A 14,058-nucleotide genomic window follows, 5' to 3' on the forward strand; every position below is an offset into this window, starting at 1 on the left:
CTGCCCGGAAGCCACGGCCTCACGCCTCATGGCGGCGCGAGCCGCTCGGCCTCCGCCAGGGCGGGAGCAATGGCGAGGATGAAGACCTCCCGCCCCGTCTCCGTGTGCGCCAGACCGTGCAGATCCACACCCGTGAGCGCGGCCAGGATCGGCGCGGCATCGGCACGCGGCAGCGCGGTGACGAGCCCGCGCAACCGGCCCGCCTGATCCAGCACCGGCCCGCCCGAATAGCCCATCAGCGCGCCGAGACGGGCCGTGAAGCCGGGACCATGGCCGGCAAGCTCGGCCCCTGGGCGCTCGACCAGGCCGGCGGCGACGCTCGGCCCGGCCGAGGGCGCACCCAGGGCCCAGAGCCGTTCGCCAGGCGCCGGCGCCGCGCGGGCGACCGGCACGGGCACCATCACCCCGGGCGCGATGCCGAGCACGGCCAGATCCATCGCCGGGCTGCGCGCCAGCACCACCGCCTCCCCGCCCGCCGCGCCATCGCCGCGAGTGAAACGCAGCCGCTCCACGCCCTCGGGCAGCACATGGGCATTTGTCAGCAGGCGGTCGGGCGCCACCGCGACGGCGGAGCCCAGCGGCAGGCCATGGGCGGAAAGCAGCGCGAAGCCGGTCCGCGCCGCCTCGGCCGCCGGGGTCGCGCGGGCCGCCTCGCCCGGCAGGCGGGCACAGCCAGCCAACAGCAGGAGCAGGAACAGGAACAGGAACAGGCCAGTCCTGGTACGCATGGGCGATCCTCCGCCGCGGATCCGCTAAGCTTGCGGCGAAGATGGTGGAGCAAAGCTGAATTCAAGGGCCGTCGCCGCCTGCGCCGCCGGACTTGACCGGGCTGGGCGGAGAAGAGAACATAACAAGAACGAAGATGGATGACCCCAAGGACCCCTACCCGCTGCCACCAGGCCCCCTGCCGATGTCCCGGCAGGCTGCTCGCGCACTCTATTTGCGAACGCTTCGCATTTGCAGTATCAGGGAAGGACACCACCCGGAGCGAGTCCCGTATGGCCACCACCGGTCTTCCCAATTGGCCCTGGCAGCAGGCCGAGGCCGATGCTCTCCCCGCCCCCGAGCGGTTGATCGTCGATGCCGCGCGTGCCTGGGCGGCCGCCGCCCATCAGGGTCGCCCTCGCCGTGCCGTGCTGCGCCAGATCCTCGCCACCGAGAATGCGGAAGCCGCGACCGAGGCGCTGGACGGGGTGCTCACCCCCCTCGCCCAGAGGCCACTGACCCTGGGCTGCCTGCTCTGCCCGCGCCTGATCGGTACCGAGCCTGACCTGCTGCTGGCCCTGGCCTGCGCCCAGCGGCATCGCCGGCGTGAGGCCCTGGCCCTGCTGCTGCGTCAGGCGGCGCCGCGGGATGCCTATGCAGCCATGGCCGCGGCGGTGGCGCTGGGGGCGCATCTGCGCGCGGCGGGGCTGCTTTTCCAGCAACCCTGGTCCCGGGCGCCGGCGGCGGGATGACCGCCCCTTACCAGCGGCGAACGGGGCCGCAATCCAGGTGCACGAAGCCGTCGCGCCGATAGAGGCCGACGCCGCCAAGTTGCAGGTCGGCGGCCGTGCGCGCCAGCCCCATGCCGAGCCGCCCCGGCAGCCGGCAATCCGCCGCCATGCCGGACATGTGCAGCGACACGCGCGAAACGCGCCGGCTCTGCGAGGCCCGCGCGGCGTTGGTCTCGGGCGAGCGATAGCCGCTGATCACCTGGAAGGGCTCATCGGCGTCGAGCTGGCGCGCCACCTCGGCCATCACGTCGAACAGCCGCGGGTCCATCGGCGTGGTCTCGGCCGCGGAGAGGTCGCGGAAGACGAAGTCGAGCCGGCGCAGCGCCTCGCGGTCGTAGCGGCCGTCGCGGAAATAGACGCCGGAGAAGCTGTCCTCCGTCACCTGGCGGCGCACGGAGAGCCGCCGTACGCCCGATTGCGCCAGCGCCGGCGGGGCAACGAAGAGACCCACCGCGGCGGCGATCAGCCCGCGCCGGGGCAGCACCGCCTCGCCCCCCGGGGGGCAGCAGGGGCAGGCCGCATCATGGCCGACCTTCGGCCCGAAGACGCGGGGCATCAGCGCGCGGCCCCTAATGACGCCATCTGCTGGCGGGCGGGCGTGGCCATGGCGCGGGCATAGGCGGCGTCGAGGTTGTAGATGTCGGGGCGGATTCGCACGCGCCCGCCCTCGATCATCACGGTGTTGTAGTGCAGCAGCACCGGCAGCACGCGGCGCAGACCCACGGCGGAGGTGACGCGGCTGTCGATCGCGCGTTGGGCGCGCGGCAGGTCCCAGCCGGGCGTGCCCTCCAGCAGCAGGGCCATCAGGTCGTTCGGCCGCTCCAGCCGGATGCAGCCCGAGGAGAAGGCGCGGTCCGGCCGGCGGAAGAGATGCCGGTCGGGCGTGTCATGCATGAAGATGTCGTCATTGTTGGGCATGACGAACTTGATCCGGCCCAGCGCGTTCGAATCGCCCGCATCCTGGCGGATGAAATAGGGGAAGCGGTCGCGGTTCAGGCTCGACCAGTCGATGGTGCGCGGGTCGATCTCCGTGCGCTGGCCATCCACCACGCCAAACACCCGGAAGCCCCGCGCGGCCATGCCTTCCGGATCGCGACGGAAGCGCGGCAGCAGGTCCTCCCGCGCGTTGCGGTCCGGCACGCCCCAGGGCGGGTTGAACTGGATGGTGGTCATCCGCACCGCCAGCATCGGCGTCGCGCGGTCCGGCCGGCCGACGATCACGGCCATGCCAAGCAGTTCGCGCCCACCTTCCGTCACGCTCAGGCGGAAATCGGGCACGTTCACGTCGATGCGCCGCTCCCCGCCCGGTTCGGCCTTGGCGCGCAGCATGTCGAGCGCGACCCGGAGCTGGTCCACGCGCGCCGAGAGCGGCCGGTTCAGCAGGCCGAGCGAGATGCGCCCGACCCGGCCATCGACCTCAAGACCATTGGCCTGCTGCCAGCGGCGCACCGCGGCCTCGAGCGGCGCGTCGTAGCGCGCCCCGCCATCCGGCGCGGCGGCCAGCACGGCATCCTCGGCCGCGAGGCGGGCGCGCAGCGCGGGGATGCGCACCGAATCGAAGCTGCCCGGCTCGATCGTCGATTCGCCCGGAATCGGCGCGACGCGCGCCACGCGCAGCAGGGCCTTCTGGCGGGCCAACTCGGCCTTCAGCACATCCGCCCCCGCGGGCAGCAGCGCCGCGCGGTCCAGCAGCGCGGCCGGATCGGGGGTGGAGACCAACTCGGCCATCCAGCGGTCGAGATTCACCGGGCCCGCATCGCGCCGGATATCCGGCCGGCCCGGCAGGTCGCGCACCCGGCCGAGCAGCAGGTCCGATAGCGCCATCTGCGTGGCGCGCAGCAGCGCGGCGCGATAGCCGGCCGGGTCCGCGGCCGCCAGTTCGACGCCGGGGATGCCGTAATGCCGCGGGTCGAGCCCATCCTCCTCCAGCCGTCGCAGCCGGTCGAGCAGCCGAACGAGGGAGGCCGGGGCATCGGCGGGCGCGGCCTGGGCGAAGGCGCCGCCCGCGAGTGGCGGGGCGAGGCAGGAGAGTGCCGCGGCGAGAAGGGGACGTCGGGCCGTGTTCATGGGCTGGAAATACCGAAGCGGGGCGGCGGTTGCAAACCTTCGGGGCGCGTCTCAGCGAAACAGATCGGTGAAGATCAGCGCGAGGCCCAGGCAGAGCGCCAGGAACACCAGCCCGCCCAGGAGTGCCGCCGAAAGCCCGCCGCGCGCCCCGCCAGTCTCCTCGCGCGGGATCGAGGGCGGCTCGGGCGTGCCGCTGGGGGTGAAGGGGTCGTCATGCCGCGCCCGGCGTTCCACCACGCGATGCGCGGGCGGCGGGTGGTCGGGGCGCGGGGCGTGCGGTGGGGGGGTGGTCACCGCGATGCTCGGCTGGACGTCACAGGGTGATCAGCCAGGCGGCGGCGGCCAGGAAGGCCAGCAGGGCGATGACGCCCCGGACGATGGCCCAGATGTCCGACCGCCCGACATCGCCCTCCTCGGGCAGGTAGTTGGGGCGCTGCGGCAGGTCGCCATGGCGAAAGGGATCACGGCGCGCTTGCACGCCGCGGGGCACACCGGTCTCGACCCGCTTGTCGACCTGCTGCGTCATTCCAGCCCTCTCAACCTCCTGCATACACCCGCTGCGGTGCCGAAGGCAATCGTTTTAATTTCGAATCGTTTTCCCGGATGGTTGACGCGCGCCCCCCGCTGCGCGACCCCTGCGCGCGGCTTCGGAGAACCAAGATGCGGGCAAGTGCGGCGGCGGTGCGCGAACAGATCCTGGCGATCCTGGGGGCCTGGGGCATGCCCGATGACCTCGCCGCCGAGACCGCCGAGGTGATGCTGGAAACCGACCTCGCTGGCGTGGACAGCCACGGCATCGGCATGCTGGCCAGCTATGAGCGCATGCGCCGCGCCGGGCAGGTGAAACTCGATGCCCGCCCGCGCGTGCTGCGCGAAGGACCCGCCATGGCGCTGGTCGATGGCGGGGCGGGGCTCGGCCATCCGGTCGCCGCCTTCGCCATGCGCCTGGCTGTGCGGAAGGCGAAGGAAGGCGGCGTGGGCGTGGTCTCGGTGGTCAACAGCCACCATTTCGGCGCCGCCGGCTGGTATGTGCAGCAGGCAGCCGCCGCGGGCTGCATCGGCTTCATCACCAGCGGCACGCGCACCCTGGCGATGGTGCCCACGCGCGGCGCCCTGCCGGTGCTCGGCACCAACCCCATCGCCTTCGCCGCCAAGGGGGCCGAGAGCCCCGCCGTGGTGCTCGACATGGCGACCACCACGGTCGCCGCCAACAAGGTCCGCGCCAAGGCGCTGCGCGGCAAGGCGATCCCGCCCGGCTGGGTGCTGGACGGCCAGGGCGCCCCGGTGAGCGACCCCGTGGCCGCCGCCGCGCAGATCTTCGAGCGGCCCGAGGGCGGCATCTCGCCGCTCGGCGGCACGGAGGAGATGGGCAGCCACAAGGGCTACGGCCTTGGGCTGATGGCGCATATCCTGGGCGGCACCCTGGCCGGGGCCAGTTTCAGCCCGATCCGCAACCGCACCCAGCGGCCCGGCGACCCCGACAATATCGGCCACTTCCTGCTGGCGATCGACCCGGGCTTCTTCCGGGAACCCGGCGCCTTCGAGGCCGATCTGGACGCCGTGGTCGGCGTGCTGCGCGCCACGCCCCCGGCCGACCCGGCCCTGCCCGTGCTGGTGCCTGGCGACCCCGAGCGCGCCGAACGCGCGGCGCGCCTTGCGGAGGGCATCCCCATCCCGCCCCTCCTGGCCGAGGAGATCCGCGGCATCGCCGAGCGCGCGGGCGTCGCCTTCCTGCTGGGCAATGCCTGATGGCCGCGCCGCGCGCCCTGCTCTTCGACGTCTTCGGCACGGTGGTCGATTGGCGCAGCGGCATCGCGCGGGAGGCCGCGCCCTTCCTCGCCCGCCACGGCATCGCCGCCGACCCGCACGCCTTCGCCGATGCCTGGCGCGCACGCTACGACCCGGCGATGGCGGTGATCCGCGCCGGTGCGCGCCCCTTCACGCGGCTCGACGTGCTGCACCGGGAGAATCTGCTGGCCGTGCTGGCGGCGCTGGGCCGCGACGCCGCGAGCCTGCCCGGGGCCGAGATCGAGGACCTCGTGCGGGCCTGGCACCGGCTCGACCCCTGGCCGGACAGCGTCGCGGGGCTGACCCGGCTGAAGGCGCGCCACATCATCGCGCCCCTGTCCAACGGCAATGTCGCGCTGCTGCTGAACATGGCCAAGCGCGCCGGCCTGCCCTGGGACGCCATCCTCGGTGCCGAGGTGGCGCAGGCCTACAAGCCGCAGCCCGAGGCCTATCTGCGCACGGCCGAGATCCTCGGCCTGCCGCCCGGGGCCTGCATGCTGGTCGCCGCGCATAACGGGGACCTGGCCGCCGCGCGCGCGGTGGGTTTCGGCACCGCCTTCGTCGCCCGCCCGACCGAATACGGGCCGGCCCAGGCCACCGATCTCGGCCCGACCGGGCCCTGGGATGTTGTGGCGCATGATTTCCTCGACCTCGCCGATCGCCTGGAGCAGTTTCCGATCGAATGACGCCATTCGTTCGAAATTCTTTCCTTAGAAACAATGGGTTATGGAGCATGGGATCCTTCCTGCCGGACGGATCGGGTTCCTGAGAGAGACTGAGACGCCGCATGTCCTTCCCGCATGACGACCAGGCCTGGGCCGAGACGGCCGAATTCCTCCGCGCCCGGCTGGCGCCGCCCGATCGGCTGGTCGCCCCCGACCCCTTCCGCTGGGTGATCCCGCGCGCCCAGCGCTTCCTCGCCGCGCGCGTGAACCAGCCGCGCGCCTTCGAATGGATCGTGACGCACAAGGGCGAGCTGGCGGCCATCCCGCGCGCCTTCCTCGACACGCTGCCCAGCCAGGCCGTGCCGGTCTTCGCCAATGCCGTCTTCGTCGTCTGGGCCACCGCACCGGCCGCCGACCTGCCCGACCTGACGGACACCGACCATGTCCGCGCCTTCCACGTCTTTGCCGAGGCGCTGCCGATCGAGGCCGCGCCGCCGCCGGCCGCCACGCCGGCCGCGCCGGTCTTCCAGGCCCCGCCCCCCGCCGCCCCCGGCGGCCCCGCCCGGCCCTGGCTCGGCGATGGCCAGCCCGGCACCGCGCGCGAACGCGCCTTCCAGGAGGAACTCGACCGGCTGGTGGAGGACTACCTCGCCCCCGCGCAGGGTCTCTCGGTGCTGGATATCGGCTGCGGCGCCGGGCGCTTCGCGGCGCTGGCGGGGGCCGCTGCCCTGACCGGCATCGACCTGGATGAGGCCGCGCTGGCGCGCGCGCGCGCGCGCCACGCAAAGATGACCCAGGCCGCCTTCCGGCGGATGGACGCACAGGCGCTGGAGTTCGCCGAGGCCAGCTTCGATGCGGTGATGATGATCGACATGGCCGAGGCACTGGCCGATCTGCCCGGCGCGCTGGCCGAGGCCGCGCGGGTGCTGGCACGCGGCGGGCGGCTGATGATCACCGCGCCGAACCGCGACAGCCTGCCGATACGCGCGCTGCGCCGGCTCGGCCAGCCCGCGCCCGGCCGCAGCCTGACCGTGGCGGAATTGACCGGGATGCTGCGCGCGGTGGGGCTCAGCGTGATCCGCAGCGACGGCATCTTCCTCTCGCCCGGCTGGGCGCTGCGCGAGGCCGCGAGCCTGCTCGCACCGCTGGAGGAGGATCCGGAATTCGTCGAGGCCGCACGCATCCTGGGCCGTCGCGCCGGCCCGGACTACGCGCTGGCCTTCTGCCTGCTGGCGCGGAAGGGATAGAGCACTATGCGTTCATGAGACCGCAGCGGGCCCTATCCGACGGGCTCGCCGAAGGTCAGCCGGTTGCCATCCGGGTCGCGGAGCGAGAATTCGCGCAGGCCGTACCAGAAATCCGTGGGCGGCACCTCGATGGGCGTGCCGCGCCCGGCGATCTCGGCGTGCAGCGCATCCAGGCCCGTCACCATGACATGCACCTGCCCCTGCCCGCGTCCGGCCGGCGCGCGCAGGGCGGGCATCAGGTTCAGCACCAGCGCGCCGCGCGCCACCGCCGCGAAGTCCGGCGGCTCGCCCACGCGGAAACATTCCACGCAGCCAAGCCGCCCGACATAGAAATCGAGGCTCGCCGCCACATCCCCCACCACGAAGACGGCGGCGAGGGCGGTGAGGCTCGGCGTGCTCACTCGCTGCGGATGCCGCCGTCGCGGATGATCGGCGTCCAGCGCGCCACCTCGCGGCGGATATGCGCGGCGAAATCGGCCGGGCTGCCGCCCACCACCGTGCCCGCCTGGGTCTCGAAGATCCGCTGCTGGACCTCCGGCATCGCGGCGATGCGGCCGAACACCTCATTGATGCGCGCCGCCAGCGCCGGGTCCATGCCGGCGGGGGCGACGATGCCGTGCCAGACCGCGACCTCGAAGCCCGGCAGCACGGTGGAGACCGCCGGCGTGTTGGGCAGCAGCGGCGTGCCGGCCGAGGTGCCGATGCCCAGTGCCTTGGCGTTGCCCTGGCGGATCTGCCCGATGCCGGAAGACACGGTGGGGAAGCCGAATTGCGCGTCGTTGCGGATCAGCGCCGTGACCATCTCCGCGCCGCTGCGATAGGGCACATGCACCATGCGGATGCCGGCCTCCTTCAGGAACAGCGCCATGAAGAGGTGGCTGCCATTGCCGTTGCCGGCCGAGGAATAGGTGAAGCGGTCCGGCGCGGCCTTGGCCTGGTCGATCACCTCGCGGATCGAGGTGGCGGTGACCGAGGGGTGCGCCATAAGCACCGCCGGCAGGTTCACCAGGTGGATGATGGGCGTGAAGGCGGTGGTCGGGTCATAGGCGAGGTTGGGGTTGAGCTCCTTGCCAATGGCGTTGGCGCCGATATCGGCCATCATCAGCGTGAGCCCATCGGGCCGTTCCCGCGAGACGGCGAGGCCCGCGATGGTGCCCCCCGCGCCGGGGCGGTTCTCCACCACCAGCGTCTGCCCGCCGGTCACTTCCGGGAAGCGCGCGGCCACGGTGCGCGACAGGGTGTCGATCGCCCCCCCGGCGCCGAAGGGCACGATGAGGCGGATCGGGCGATCGGGCCAGCTGCCCTGGCCCCGCGCCAGGCCCGGCAGCAGCGCCGGCGCGGCCAGCCCGGCCGCGGCCAACAGGACACTCCGGCGGCCCGGTCGATTCGTCATCGTTTCGCTCCCTCGAATTGGATTGCTCTCATAAATGAACGTGCCCACCCTGGCGCGCAACCTCACCAGCCCATTATGTGAGGCAGATAGCCTCGGAGTCGCGCGCCCCATGACCTGGTCGATCGTCGCCCATGATCCCGAGACCGGCGCCTTCGCGGTGGCCGTGACCACCTGCGCCTTCGCCGTCGGCGCCTCCTGCCCCTTCGTGCGGGCGGGGGTGGGGGCGGTCTCGACCCAATCCATGACCAACCGCTACCTCGGCCCCGCGGTGCTGGACGGACTCGCGCGCGGCCTCTCCCCGGCCGCGGCCATCGAGGGCGCGCTGGCCGGCGATGAGGGGCGCGGCCTGCGCCAGATCCATGCGGTGGACCGCCATGGCCGCTCCGCCGCCTTCACCGGGCAGCATTGCGTGGAGTGGTGCGGCGACCTGACCTCGGCACATGTCTCCTTCGCCGGGAACATGCTGGCCGGGCCGGGCGTGCTGTCCGACACCTACGCCGCCTTCGTCACCAACACCGACCTGCCCCTGGCCGAGCGGCTGCTCGCCGGGCTCGATGCCGGGGAGGCCGCGGGGGGCGACCGGCGCGGGCGGCAATCGGCGGCGCTGGTGCTGACCACGACAGAGGATTTCCCCGACATCTCGCTGCGCGTCGATGACCACCCGCTGCCGCTGGTGGAGTTGCGCCGGCTCTACGGGATCTGGCAGCGCGACCGCGCGCCGACGCTGCGCGACCAGCCCTCCAAGGCGCGGCCCTCGGGCAATCATGACCTGGACAGCATCGAGGCGCGCTGGATCAAGGCGGGGCTCGATATCCGACTGAGGCGCTGAATGCAGCGTCCCCGGGTCGCCGCCCCCTGGGTTGCAGCCCCCTGGGTCGCCGCATTGGGCGCGACCCTGCTGATGCAGACCATCGGCACCTTCCTCAGCCAGACCGTGCCTGTGGTCGCGCCGCTGATGACGGCCGAGCTCGGCCTGCCGCCCGAGGCGATCGGCAATTTCTCCTCGCTCAACACGCTGGGCGCGATCCTGTTCCTGCTGTTCGGCACGCCGCTGGTCGCGCGCTTCGGGCCGGCGCGGATGCTCCAGGCGGGGGCGCTCATCTCCTGCCTCGCGCTGCTTTGTGCGGCGGCGGGCTGGGTCTGGGCCTTGCCGCTGGCGGCGGTACTGATGGGCATCGGCTATGGGCCGACCGGGCCGGCCGGCAGCCGGATCCTGCAGGCCACGGCGCCACCACGCCACCGCGTGCTGATCTTCTCGGTGAAGCAGGCCGGTGCGCCGGCGGGCGGGGCGATGGCGGGGCTGGTGGCGGCGCCGGTGGCCGCGATCTGGGGCTGGCAGGCCGCCCTGCTCAGCGGCATCGGCGTGGCCCTGATCGCCACGCTGGTGATGCAGCCGCTGCGGGCAGGGCTGGATGCGGACCGTGACCCGACGCGCCCGCTGGCCGAGGCTTTCCACTGGCAGCAGCTGGCCACGCCGCTGACGACGCTGCGCCTCTCCCCCATCCTGCCGCCGCTCTGCCTGCAGGCCTTCGCCTTCGCCGCGCTGCAGGGCAGCCTGATGAGCTTCACCGCCACCTGGCTGGTGCAGCGCCACGGCATGAGCCTGCCCGCCGCCGGCAGCATCTATGCCGTGATGCTCGTGGCCGGCGTGGCCGGGCGGCTGGTGCTGGGCTGGGCGGCGGACCGGATGGGCGATGCGACGCGCAGCCTCGCCCTGCATGGCCTTGTGGCCGCCTCGCTCACCGCGCTGTGGGTGCTGGCGGGGCCGGGCGCGCCACTGGGCCTTGCGTGGCTGCTCGCCGCCGGGGCGGGCTTCACCGCGGCTTCCTGGAACGGAATCTTCCTGGCCGAGGTCGCCCGGGTGGTGCCGGCGGATCGCGTGGCGGAGGCCAGTTCGGGTGCCATCCTGCTCTGCTTCCTGGGCTACCTCTCGGCACCCAGCGCCTTCGCCCTGGCTGTGGCGGTGACGGGGAGCTGGCTGCTGCCCTTCCTTGCCGCCTGCGCCTTGCTGGCGATGGTCTCGGTGGGGGTGTTCCTGCGCCGGGGTGCGCCGGACGCCGGCAGGGGCTAGAAGGGCGCCGGATTTCGGCGGGATCGCAGATGAGTGTGGCGCTAGGTGTGATCGGCTTCGGCATCATGGGCGAGCGGCTGCTGCGTGCCGCCCTGGCGCATGACCCGGCGGTGCTGCGGCCCGTCGCCGTGTGGGATCCCACGCCGGCAGCGGCCGCGCGGCTGGCCGCCGCCACACCGCATGTGCCGATGCTGCGCAGCGCCGAGGACGTGATCGCGGCCTGCGACGCGCTCTACATCGCCACCCCGCCCTCTTCCCACCTGCACTACGCGCGCGCCGCCTTCGACGCCGGCAAGGCGGTGTTCCTGGAGAAGCCGCTGGCGGAGGACCTGCCCGCGGCGCGGCGCTTCGTCGCCGAGGCCGAAGCGAAGGGCGAGCGCGCGGCGGTGAACTTCCCCATGGCCTCCTCCCCCGCCGTTGCGCAGATCGCCGCCTGGCAGACCGGCCTCGGGGCGCCGCGGACGCTCACCATCCATGCCGACTTCGCCACCTGGCCGCGCGGCTGGCAGCAGGCGGCCGCAGGCTGGCTCGCGCAGCGCGCCGAGGGCGGCTTCACGCGGGAGGTGCTCTCGCATTTCCTGTTCCTCACGCGCCGGCGGCTCGGCCCGCTCACCCTGGTCGAGGGCCGCGCCACCTACCCGGCCGGCACGGGATCCGAGACGGCGATGGACGCGCGGCTCATGGCGGGTGGGGTGCCGGTGCGCGTCACGGGCGCGGTCGGCGCCACCGACCTCGACGAGACGAATGGCTGGCTGCTGCTCGCCGAGGGGGGTGCGATCCGCCTGCGCGACTGGTCGATCGCGGAGAAGCAGGCGCCCGATGGCAGCTGGCACACCGCGCCCGACGCGCTGCCCAACCCGGCGATGCGCCCGCTGGTGCTGCGCGGGCAGCTCGACAAGCTCGCGGCGCTCACGCGCGGCGCGCGCGTGGACCTCGCCACGCTGCGGGAGGCGCTGGAGGTGCAGGAGATCGTCGAGGCGATCCTCGGCACGGATCAGACCTCGTAGGGCAGGCCGACATAGTTCTCGGCGAGCGTCGTCATCGCCGCCTTCGAGGTGCTGACATAGTCCAGCTCCGCCACCTGCACGCGGTGCTCGAAGCTGTCATCGCCGTCGAAGCGATGCAGCATGGAGGTCATCCACCAGGAGAAGCGCTGGCCCTTCCAGATGCGGCGCAGGCAGATCTCGCCATAGCGGTCGAGCAGATCGGTCTCGCCCCGCTTGAAGAAGCGCTCAAGCCCGCGCGCCAGCACGCGGATATCGGCGATGGCGAGGTTCATGCCCTTCGCCCCGGTGGGGGGCACGATATGCGCGGCGTCGCCGGCCAGGAACAGCCTTCCATGGCGCATCGGCTCCACCACGAAGCTGCGCATGGCGGTGACACCCTTCTGGAAGATCGGGCCTTCCTGCAATTCCGGCCCGCAGCCGAGCCGCTTGTGCAGTTCCTCCCAGATCCGCGCATCGGGCCACTCGTCGAGGTTCTCGTCCGGCGCGCATTGCAGGTAGAGCCGGCTGATCGTCTCGGAGCGCATGGTCGCCAGGGCGAAGCCCTGCTCGTGCCGCGCATAGATCAGCTCATGCGACACCGGCTTCGAATGGCTGAGGATGCCAAGCCAGGCGAAGGGGTAGATGCGATCGAAGACCCGCACCAGCTCGGCCGGGATCGCGCCACGGCAGATGCCGTGGAAGCCGTCGCAGCCGCCGATGAAGGCGCAATCCAGCACCTGCGCCACGCCCGCATGCGTGAAGCTGATCCTCGGGGTGTCGCTGGTCACGTCATGCACGGCGACATCCGACACCTCGAAGAGGATCGGCGGGTTGCCGCTGCGCGTGCCGGCGGCCAACCGCGCGGCGATGAGGTCCTTCACCACCTCCTGCTGGCCATAGATGGTCACGACCTTGCCCGTCAGGTCGGTGAGCGGGATGCGATGGCCGACGCCGTCGAAGCGCAGCTCGATGCCGTGATGCGCGAGGCCCTGCGCGTGCAGGCGATCCGCCACCCCGGCCTCGGTCAGCGTATCGACGCTGCCCTGCTCCAGCAGTCCGGCGCGCACGCGTTCCTCGACATAGGTGCGCGAGCGCGCCTCGAGCACCACGGAATCGATGCCCGCCAGATGCAGCAGATGCGACAGCAGCAGCCCTGCCGGCCCCGCGCCGATGATGCCGACCTGAGTGCGCATCGACCGATCCTCAGTTCGCCCCGATCACCCGCGCGCCGGCGGATTTGGGGCCGGGCAGGTCGATCTCGATCGCCAGCGTCGAGAGGTCGTCGCCGCGATCCACCGAGACGTTGACCCGGTTCGGATCGATCGCGACGTAGCGCGCCACCAGGGCCACGATCTCCTGCTGCAGCTTGGGCAGGAAATCCTCGCGCGTGCGGCCCACCCGCTCGTGCGAGAGCACGATCTGCAGCCGTTCCTTCGCCTGGCTGGCCGAAGTCTCCTTCTTGCGGCTGCGGAAGATGTCGAGCCAGCTCATCACGCGGCCCTCCCGCCGAAGAGGCGCTTCAGGAAGCCCTTCTTCTCGGGCTCGAGGAAGCGGTGCTCAAGCTTCTTGCCCAGGAAGCGCGCCACGGCATCCTTGTAGGCCTGCCCGGCCGCGCTCTCGGCATCCATGATCACCGGATTGCCGGTGTTGGACGCCTTGAGCACGCTCTCGCTCTCCGGGATCACGCCGAGCAGCGGGATGGCCAGGATCTCGCGGATGTCCTCGAGCTTCAGCATCTCGCCGCGCTCGACGCGGGCGGGATCGTAGCGCGTGACCAGCAGGTGTTCCTTCACCGGGTCGCGCTTCTCCTCCGCGCGCTTCGACTTCGACTGCAGCACGCCGAGGATGCGGTCGCTGTCGCGCACCGAGCTGACCTCGGGGTTGGTCACCACGATGGCCTGGTCGGCGAAGTAGAGCGCCATGAGCGCGCCCTTCTCGATCCCCGCGGGGCTGTCGCAGACGATGTAGTCGTTGTCCGCGGACAGTTCCTCGATGATCTTCTGCACGCCTTCCTTGGTCAGCGCGTCCTTGTCGCGGGTCTGGCTGGCCGGGAGGATCTGCAGCGTGTCCACGCGCTTGTCGCGGATCAGCGCCTGGTTCAGCCGCGCCTCCCCGCTGATCACGTTCACGATGTCGAACACCACGCGCCGCTCGACGCCCATGATGAGATCGAGGTTGCGCAGGCCCACGTCGAAATCGATCACCACCGTCTTCTTGCCCGACTGGGCGAGTCCGGTGGCGATGGCGGCGGAGGAGGTGGTCTTGCCCACGCCCCCCTTGCCCGATGTGACGACGATGACTTCCGCCATGGATGACCCCCTGTTGATGTGCTCGCCGGCGTTGCT

At 72.2% G+C, this 14,058-nt stretch carries 17 protein-coding genes; 7 read left to right on the forward strand and 10 right to left on the reverse strand.

The annotated features are described in order from the left end of the window. Positions 1 to 26: 26 nt before the first annotated feature. Entirely contained in the window at positions 27 to 728 is a 702-nt protein-coding gene (locus tag AC2D9U_RS02195) for a S1 family peptidase (RefSeq protein ID WP_484745974.1), read from the reverse strand. Positions 729 to 998: 270 nt separating this feature from the next. Here AC2D9U_RS02195 and AC2D9U_RS02200 point away from each other — a divergent pair, with 270 nt between their 5' ends. Further along, complete coding sequence (locus AC2D9U_RS02200; RefSeq protein ID WP_484745976.1) at positions 999 to 1,457, forward strand: hypothetical protein; 459 nt, start codon at positions 999 to 1,001, stop codon at positions 1,455 to 1,457. 7 nt (positions 1,458 to 1,464) lie between these two features. Here AC2D9U_RS02200 and AC2D9U_RS02205 read toward each other — a convergent pair whose 3' ends face one another. Genes AC2D9U_RS02205 through AC2D9U_RS02220 form a run of 4 tightly spaced genes read right to left on the reverse strand, consistent with a single transcriptional unit; the run spans position 1,465 to position 4,089 of the window. Then, entirely contained in the window at positions 1,465 to 2,052 is a 588-nt protein-coding gene (locus AC2D9U_RS02205) for a peptidoglycan L,D-endopeptidase MepK (protein ID WP_484745978.1), read from the reverse strand. Further along, positions 2,052 to 3,563, reverse strand: a complete 1,512-nt coding sequence (locus tag AC2D9U_RS02210; RefSeq protein ID WP_484745979.1) for a L,D-transpeptidase family protein — start codon at positions 3,561 to 3,563, stop codon at positions 2,052 to 2,054. The genes AC2D9U_RS02205 and AC2D9U_RS02210 overlap by 1 nt, the downstream gene beginning before the upstream one ends. Before the next feature lie 51 nt (positions 3,564 to 3,614). Next, entirely contained in the window at positions 3,615 to 3,857 is a 243-nt protein-coding gene (locus tag AC2D9U_RS02215; RefSeq protein WP_484745982.1) for a hypothetical protein, read from the reverse strand. A 19-nt stretch (positions 3,858 to 3,876) separates the two neighbouring features. Next, positions 3,877 to 4,089, reverse strand: coding sequence for a hypothetical protein (locus AC2D9U_RS02220; protein WP_484745983.1), 213 nt, complete (start codon positions 4,087 to 4,089; stop codon positions 3,877 to 3,879). Between the two features lie 134 nt (positions 4,090 to 4,223). Between AC2D9U_RS02220 and AC2D9U_RS02225 the strand changes: the two genes are divergently transcribed. The 3 genes from AC2D9U_RS02225 (at position 4,224) to AC2D9U_RS02235 (ending at position 7,263) form a co-directional block, all read left to right on the forward strand. Then, positions 4,224 to 5,312: an Ldh family oxidoreductase gene (locus AC2D9U_RS02225; protein ID WP_484745985.1), complete on the forward strand. Its 1,089-nt coding sequence runs from the start codon at positions 4,224 to 4,226 to the stop codon at positions 5,310 to 5,312. Further along, the gene (locus AC2D9U_RS02230) at positions 5,312 to 6,037 is read left to right on the forward strand and encodes a haloacid dehalogenase type II (protein WP_484745987.1); all 726 of its coding nucleotides are present in this window, start codon (positions 5,312 to 5,314) and stop codon (positions 6,035 to 6,037) included. Before AC2D9U_RS02225 ends, AC2D9U_RS02230 begins: the two co-directional genes overlap by 1 nt. 101 nt (positions 6,038 to 6,138) lie before the next feature. Further along, positions 6,139 to 7,263 (forward strand): class I SAM-dependent methyltransferase, encoded by a 1,125-nt coding sequence (locus tag AC2D9U_RS02235; protein ID WP_484745988.1) that lies wholly within the window; start codon positions 6,139 to 6,141, stop codon positions 7,261 to 7,263. Between the two features lie 32 nt (positions 7,264 to 7,295). Here AC2D9U_RS02235 and AC2D9U_RS02240 read toward each other — a convergent pair whose 3' ends face one another. Together AC2D9U_RS02240 and AC2D9U_RS02245 are read right to left on the reverse strand one after the other, a co-directional pair. Next, positions 7,296 to 7,664, reverse strand: a complete 369-nt coding sequence (locus AC2D9U_RS02240) for a VOC family protein (protein WP_484745990.1) — start codon at positions 7,662 to 7,664, stop codon at positions 7,296 to 7,298. Then, positions 7,661 to 8,656: a Bug family tripartite tricarboxylate transporter substrate binding protein gene (locus AC2D9U_RS02245; protein WP_484745993.1), complete on the reverse strand. Its 996-nt coding sequence runs from the start codon at positions 8,654 to 8,656 to the stop codon at positions 7,661 to 7,663. Before AC2D9U_RS02245 ends, AC2D9U_RS02240 begins: the two co-directional genes overlap by 4 nt. A 34-nt stretch (positions 8,657 to 8,690) precedes the next feature. Here AC2D9U_RS02245 and AC2D9U_RS02250 point away from each other — a divergent pair, with 34 nt between their 5' ends. Genes AC2D9U_RS02250 through AC2D9U_RS02260 form a run of 3 tightly spaced genes read left to right on the forward strand, consistent with a single transcriptional unit; the run spans position 8,691 to position 11,734 of the window. Beyond that, a complete protein-coding gene (locus AC2D9U_RS02250) occupies positions 8,691 to 9,485 on the forward strand; it encodes a DUF1028 domain-containing protein (protein ID WP_484745994.1) in 795 nt (264 codons plus the stop codon). Beyond that, a complete protein-coding gene (locus AC2D9U_RS02255) occupies positions 9,486 to 10,727 on the forward strand; it encodes an MFS transporter (protein ID WP_484745996.1) in 1,242 nt (413 codons plus the stop codon). It abuts the gene before it with no gap. Positions 10,728 to 10,756: 29 nt separating this feature from the next. Next, entirely contained in the window at positions 10,757 to 11,734 is a 978-nt protein-coding gene (locus AC2D9U_RS02260) for a Gfo/Idh/MocA family protein (RefSeq protein ID WP_484745998.1), read from the forward strand. On the opposite strand, the gene pobA is transcribed toward AC2D9U_RS02260, so the two are convergent. Genes pobA through minD form a run of 3 tightly spaced genes read right to left on the reverse strand, consistent with a single transcriptional unit; the run spans position 11,722 to position 14,022 of the window. Then, positions 11,722 to 12,906, reverse strand: coding sequence for a 4-hydroxybenzoate 3-monooxygenase (pobA, locus tag AC2D9U_RS02265; protein WP_484746001.1), 1,185 nt, complete (start codon positions 12,904 to 12,906; stop codon positions 11,722 to 11,724). The genes AC2D9U_RS02260 and pobA overlap by 13 nt on opposite strands. A gap of 10 nt (positions 12,907 to 12,916) precedes the next feature. Further along, positions 12,917 to 13,204, reverse strand: coding sequence for a cell division topological specificity factor MinE (gene minE / locus AC2D9U_RS02270; protein ID WP_484746004.1), 288 nt, complete (start codon positions 13,202 to 13,204; stop codon positions 12,917 to 12,919). Then, positions 13,204 to 14,022, reverse strand: coding sequence for a septum site-determining protein MinD (gene minD, locus AC2D9U_RS02275; protein WP_484746006.1), 819 nt, complete (start codon positions 14,020 to 14,022; stop codon positions 13,204 to 13,206). The genes minE and minD overlap by 1 nt, the downstream gene beginning before the upstream one ends. Positions 14,023 to 14,058 lie beyond the last annotated feature (36 nt).

Source organism: Roseomonas sp. TF40, assembly GCF_057219975.1.

Excerpts from the sequence above, each read along its gene's own strand:
- AC2D9U_RS02195 (WP_484745974.1), bottom strand. The coding sequence starts at position 728 with ATGCGTACCAGGACTGGCCTGTTCCTGTTCCTGTTCCTGCTCCTGCTG.
- AC2D9U_RS02200 (WP_484745976.1), top strand. The coding sequence starts at position 999 with ATGGCCACCACCGGTCTTCCCAATTGGCCCTGGCAGCAGGCCGAGGCC.
- AC2D9U_RS02205 (WP_484745978.1), bottom strand. The coding sequence starts at position 2,052 with ATGCCCCGCGTCTTCGGGCCGAAGGTCGGCCATGATGCGGCCTGCCCC.
- AC2D9U_RS02210 (WP_484745979.1), bottom strand. The coding sequence starts at position 3,563 with ATGAACACGGCCCGACGTCCCCTTCTCGCCGCGGCACTCTCCTGCCTC.
- AC2D9U_RS02220 (WP_484745983.1), bottom strand. The coding sequence starts at position 4,089 with ATGACGCAGCAGGTCGACAAGCGGGTCGAGACCGGTGTGCCCCGCGGC.
- AC2D9U_RS02225 (WP_484745985.1), top strand. The coding sequence starts at position 4,224 with ATGCGGGCAAGTGCGGCGGCGGTGCGCGAACAGATCCTGGCGATCCTG.
- AC2D9U_RS02230 (WP_484745987.1), top strand. The coding sequence starts at position 5,312 with ATGGCCGCGCCGCGCGCCCTGCTCTTCGACGTCTTCGGCACGGTGGTC.
- AC2D9U_RS02235 (WP_484745988.1), top strand. The coding sequence starts at position 6,139 with ATGTCCTTCCCGCATGACGACCAGGCCTGGGCCGAGACGGCCGAATTC.
- AC2D9U_RS02245 (WP_484745993.1), bottom strand. The coding sequence starts at position 8,656 with ATGACGAATCGACCGGGCCGCCGGAGTGTCCTGTTGGCCGCGGCCGGG.
- AC2D9U_RS02250 (WP_484745994.1), top strand. The coding sequence starts at position 8,691 with ATGAACGTGCCCACCCTGGCGCGCAACCTCACCAGCCCATTATGTGAG.
- AC2D9U_RS02255 (WP_484745996.1), top strand. The coding sequence starts at position 9,486 with ATGCAGCGTCCCCGGGTCGCCGCCCCCTGGGTTGCAGCCCCCTGGGTC.
- AC2D9U_RS02260 (WP_484745998.1), top strand. The coding sequence starts at position 10,757 with ATGAGTGTGGCGCTAGGTGTGATCGGCTTCGGCATCATGGGCGAGCGG.
- pobA (WP_484746001.1), bottom strand. The coding sequence starts at position 12,906 with ATGCGCACTCAGGTCGGCATCATCGGCGCGGGGCCGGCAGGGCTGCTG.
- minE (WP_484746004.1), bottom strand. The coding sequence starts at position 13,204 with ATGAGCTGGCTCGACATCTTCCGCAGCCGCAAGAAGGAGACTTCGGCC.
- minD (WP_484746006.1), bottom strand. The coding sequence starts at position 14,022 with ATGGCGGAAGTCATCGTCGTCACATCGGGCAAGGGGGGCGTGGGCAAG.